This is a genomic window from Leisingera sp. SA215 (assembly GCF_055902035.1).
On sequence record NZ_JBVVXU010000069.1, the window covers coordinates 1 to 4,185 of the forward strand.

Annotated in this window: 5 protein-coding genes and 1 pseudogene; 2 read left to right on the top strand and 4 right to left on the bottom strand. The window is 61.9% G+C overall.

The features are described from left to right. Nucleotides 1-67: 67 nt before the first annotated feature. Nucleotides 68-1,027 (top strand): IS5 family transposase, encoded by a 960-nt coding sequence (locus AC0KW6_RS22845; RefSeq protein ID WP_474035925.1) that lies wholly within the window; start codon nucleotides 68-70, stop codon nucleotides 1,025-1,027. Nucleotides 1,028-1,067: 40 nt separating this feature from the next. After that, nucleotides 1,068-1,781 (top strand): lyase family protein, encoded by a 714-nt coding sequence (locus AC0KW6_RS22850; protein ID WP_474036214.1) that lies wholly within the window; start codon nucleotides 1,068-1,070, stop codon nucleotides 1,779-1,781. Nucleotides 1,782-1,842: 61 nt separating this feature from the next. On the opposite strand, the gene AC0KW6_RS22855 is transcribed toward AC0KW6_RS22850, so the two are convergent. From AC0KW6_RS22855 to AC0KW6_RS22870, 4 genes and pseudogenes are all read right to left on the bottom strand, one after another. Continuing rightward, a complete protein-coding gene (locus AC0KW6_RS22855; RefSeq protein ID WP_474036215.1) occupies nucleotides 1,843-2,403 on the bottom strand; it encodes a tyrosine-type recombinase/integrase in 561 nt (186 codons plus the stop codon). 343 nt (nucleotides 2,404-2,746) lie between these two features. Continuing rightward, nucleotides 2,747-3,238 (bottom strand): hypothetical protein, encoded by a 492-nt coding sequence (locus tag AC0KW6_RS22860; RefSeq protein ID WP_474036216.1) that lies wholly within the window; start codon nucleotides 3,236-3,238, stop codon nucleotides 2,747-2,749. Beyond that, complete coding sequence (locus AC0KW6_RS22865; RefSeq protein WP_474036217.1) at nucleotides 3,235-3,705, bottom strand: C-terminal helicase domain-containing protein; 471 nt, start codon at nucleotides 3,703-3,705, stop codon at nucleotides 3,235-3,237. Before AC0KW6_RS22865 ends, AC0KW6_RS22860 begins: the two co-directional genes overlap by 4 nt. A 138-nt stretch (nucleotides 3,706-3,843) precedes the next feature. Further along, nucleotides 3,844-4,185, bottom strand: a pseudogene (locus tag AC0KW6_RS22870) (IS5 family transposase); the annotation flags it as partial.

The following is a 4,185-nucleotide window of genomic DNA, read 5'->3' on the forward strand; positions in this document are numbered from 1 at the left end:
CACCTTGTTGCAGCGGTCGCGGATTTCGTTCAGGAAGCACGCTCTCTTATCGTGAAGGTTGCCCCTTATGCCGCACAAGTTCAATGCCGGGCGCCGGGGCCAGTTTCCGGCATCGAAGTTCTGCGTGACGAACTGGCCCGAGTATAACGAGGCGCTGCGCGGTCGCGGCGATCTGACGGTTTGGTTTGAGACGGGCGCTGCCGGGCAGTGGCGCGCGCCGAAGCGGAAAAGCCGCGGCGGTCAGGCGAAGTATTCCGATTTCTCGATTGAGACCTGCCTGACCTTGGGGTTGATCTTTCACCAGCCGCTTCGGCAGACGCAGGGCTTTGTCCGCGCGCTTCTGAAGCTGATGGGACTGGAACTGCCGGTGCCGGATTTCTCGACGCTGTCGCGACGGGCCAAGGGGCTTGCTGTAGAAGACGCCAGGCCGAAATCGAACGGGCCGGTCACGCTGATCGTGGACAGCACCGGGCTGAAGATGCACCGTGGCTCGGGTTGGCAGGAAGCCAAACATGGGACGGGAAAGACGCGCAAATCCTGGCGGAAACTCCATATCGGGTACGATCCGGGCAGTGGCGAGACCGTCGCCTCGCTTCTGACCACCGAACATGTTGGTGACGAGACCGCTTTGCTGGAACTGATCGACGGCCTTGATCTGCCGGTGGCTCGCGTGCTCGCCGATGGCGCCTATGACGGTACGGGTGTTCTGGATTGTCTCACCGAGGCCTTCGGGTCCAATGTCGAGATCATCATCCCGCCGCCAAAGACCGCCGTCTTGGGACGCAACGACCAGCGCGACGCTCATATCGAGCATATCGCCATACATGGCCGGATGGCATGGCAATCCGAGACGGGCTACAACAGCCGCGCCCTCGTCGAGGCCCAGATCGGGCGCCGCAAATCCGTCATCGGCCCCGGCCTGAAGTCAAGGGAATTTGACCGACAAGTCACCGAAAGCATGATCGCGACCAAGGCCCTGAACCGCATGACCGCCCTCGGACGTGCGGTCTTCGAACGTGTCGCATAAACCGTCGGGGAAAGGGGTGCCTATATCCAGATTTTGAACCATGCAACAACGTGGCACCGGCGTAAATGCCGAACCCGGCTATGCACCGCTGGCCCTGCGGTATCTGTCGCAGCTATCGGGGTTTGATCTGAAACAGGCGGGCAACTTGATCGAGGCGTCATCGGACCTCGGCGCCTTTGTCGCCTATTCCGGCATCCTAAAACGGGTGGCAGTAAAGCTTTCGAAGATTTGCAACGACCTGCGGCTCTTGTCCTCCGGCCCGCGCACCGGATTTGGCGAGATTAACCTGCCCGCAGTGCAGGCGGGATCGTCGATCATGCCAGGCAAGGTCAATCCTGTGATCCCCGAGGTGGTCAACCAGGTCTGCTTCCAAGTGATCGGAAATGACCTGACCACCACCATGGCTGCGGAGGCCGGTCAGCTGCAGCTCAATGCCATGGAACCGGTGGTGGCCTACAACCTCCTAGAATCGATCCGCATTCTGAAGAACGCCGTCGGAGTGCTGACGGAGAAATGCGTGACCGGGATCAACGCGAACGAAGACCGCTGCGCCGCACTTCTCGACAACAGCTTGGTGCTGGCCACGGCACTTGCCCCGCATCTAGGCTATGATGCTGCTGCAAAGGTCGCGAAAGAGGCGCTTTCCTGCGGCCGGAGTATCCGCGCGATTCTGGAAGAAACGGGCCAATTGCCAGCTGAGAAAACCCGTGAAATTTTAAACAATGCCGCCATGCTGGGCAGGCCAGAGCGATAAGCTCCGGCCCGCAAGTTCCGCAGGATAGTGAACACCGAGAACAGCAGGATCTTCACCTCGATTAAGATGGACCGCGTTGCACGAATAGCGCTCGGGCCGCATTGCCGGGCAACCCGTCTTTCCAGGAAACCAAATCTGCCCGGGTCACCTGGTTGAGCCGCTTGCTGCCAAGATAGGGGGTGATGAGGTGCTCGACGTCGTGTGCATGGGCGCGATGCGTGGCCGGTTTCCAGCTCGGGGCGAGATCCTTGAGATAGCGGCGGCTGAAGGCGGCCACCGTCGGGGCGGCGTCCGAAGTTGCCCCTTTTGTTACGCCGTCGAGCAGCGTGCGGGCCAGCTCGCGGGCCTGGGGCAGGGGGATCGCATCGGACCGCCCGAGTGTCTGCTTCCGGGTCCTGCCATCGGCACGCCACTGCACGATCCAGGAGCTAGTGGTGCCGCGCTGCCGGAGGCCCAGCTTGGGCACCTCGGAGTCCCAAAGAACGGTCTCTGACCGTTGGGAAGCCGGACGGGCATTGGCGGTGTTCAGAGTGGATTTAGCATGGCTGTCTTCCTTCTCTGCTTCCGGAAAAATTCCACGCAGTTTCCCGCAAAGCGGCCAGGAAAGGCGGGGAAGCAGCATAGTTCAGGAAGGAAAACCGCCGCCGCGGTGCGTTCCGCAGGCGGGTAAGCCAGTCAGTTGAATGGCTTACCGGGTGCCTCGGAACGCCAGTTTCGGCCCGGAGGCCTCGGATTTATCCCACACCTCACGCAGCAAAGCTGCAATCAGCGCAAGGCGCTGATTTGATTGCTAAAATTGTCAATCTGGCAGGCGGTTGGTGGCAGCACCTTGTGGAGCCCTGTTTTTAAGGGCCGGAAGGGCCGTGCCACGGGCGCTGCCACGGGTGATGGCACGGCCGTGCCACGCAAATGGCACGGGATGGCACGGAATGGCAGGCCGGTTTCCGGCTGGTTCGGGGAGGTGTTCACCGCTCGATCTCCGCTTCTGTTTCCAGTTCCTGTTCCTGGCCGCCGCGCTCCAAATCGCGCAGGATCGCCGTCTGAACAGAGGCCTCATTTTCCCGCAACCGCTCCCGCTCGGAATCCCCGAGCAACCGGGATTTTGCATGGGCTTCTTCTATGGCCGAATTCGCCAGCGCGAGGATCGTTTGATGCTCCTCGTTGCTCTCGCTCATCAGCGAGGCGATCAGCACCCGGGTCATTGTCATCTCCAGGGCGGCGATCTGGGTGAGGCTTTGAAGTGCCTCCGATTGGCGCGCAACGGCCGCCTCAAGGGAGGCCAGCTGCGCCGCCAAAGGGGCGTCACCACCGGCATCGGCCTGCGCGTTCTCCAGCTGCTCCAAGAGGCCGGTAATGGCCTCGTCCAGCGCCTTGGGGCGGTTCTCATCCTGTCCGCCAATCAGCTGCCGGGCCACTGGCCCGAGCACGATCCGGACGTTCTGCTGTGCCTCACTCATCGTTCAATCTCCTTCTGGCGTTGCAGGATCAATTCGGCCTGCTTTTCAAATTCTTTCATCTTCTCATCGAATAGGCCGGGAAGGGTGGGGGTCTCCGGTTCCTTCTGCCTGGCCTCTTTCTCCTTCGCCGCGTCCGGTTTCTCCTGCGGCTGTTCCTTGATCTTCTCCTCCTCCGGCTGCTGCGCACGGGCGCCCGCCAGACGGCCATCCATCCAGGTATCGAGCGCGGTCTGGCGGATGCCGGTTTCCCGCTCGATGGTCTTGGACAGGCGGTCGGGATCCTCGGTCAGCAGCACCGCCTCATCGCGCGCCCGGCTGATTTCCACGTAGAAGCTCTTCCGGGTCGCCATCCGTTCGGTGGAGCGCATGGCCACGATCACCCGGTCCACTGACTCGCCCTGCACCGCATGCGCGGTGGCGGCATAGTCATGCTCCAGCCCGCGGGCGGCGAGGCTGTTGCCGGGCACGGTGACGCGGGAGCCGTCCGGTGTCTCGGCTTCAATGACGCAGCCGGAGATTGATTTTATTTCCGCCCGCAGTCCGTTCTTGATGGACCGCGTTGCACGAATAGCGCTCGGGCCGCATTTTCCCCTTTCCCCGGTTTGTTATGCGACACGCTCATAGGCTGCACGACCGAGACGGGTCATGCGGTTAAGGGCGTTGACAGCGATGCGGGCTTCGGTTGTCTGGGTCTCCATGCTGCGGCTGCGCAGTTCCGGTCCGATGACCTGTTTGTAGCGCCCGATCTGGGCCTCGCCGCGCGATCTCTGACCATAACCGGTGGCCCTCTGCCATGCCATCCGGCCAGTTTCGGTTATCGTGTCGAGATGGGCGTTGCGTGTCTGGCAATCTCCGGGAACGGCGTTCTTCGGCGGCGGAATGATCAACTCGACATCCGGACCAAACGGGTGCCGGATTGTCGCGGCGGTTGGTACACCATCATAAGC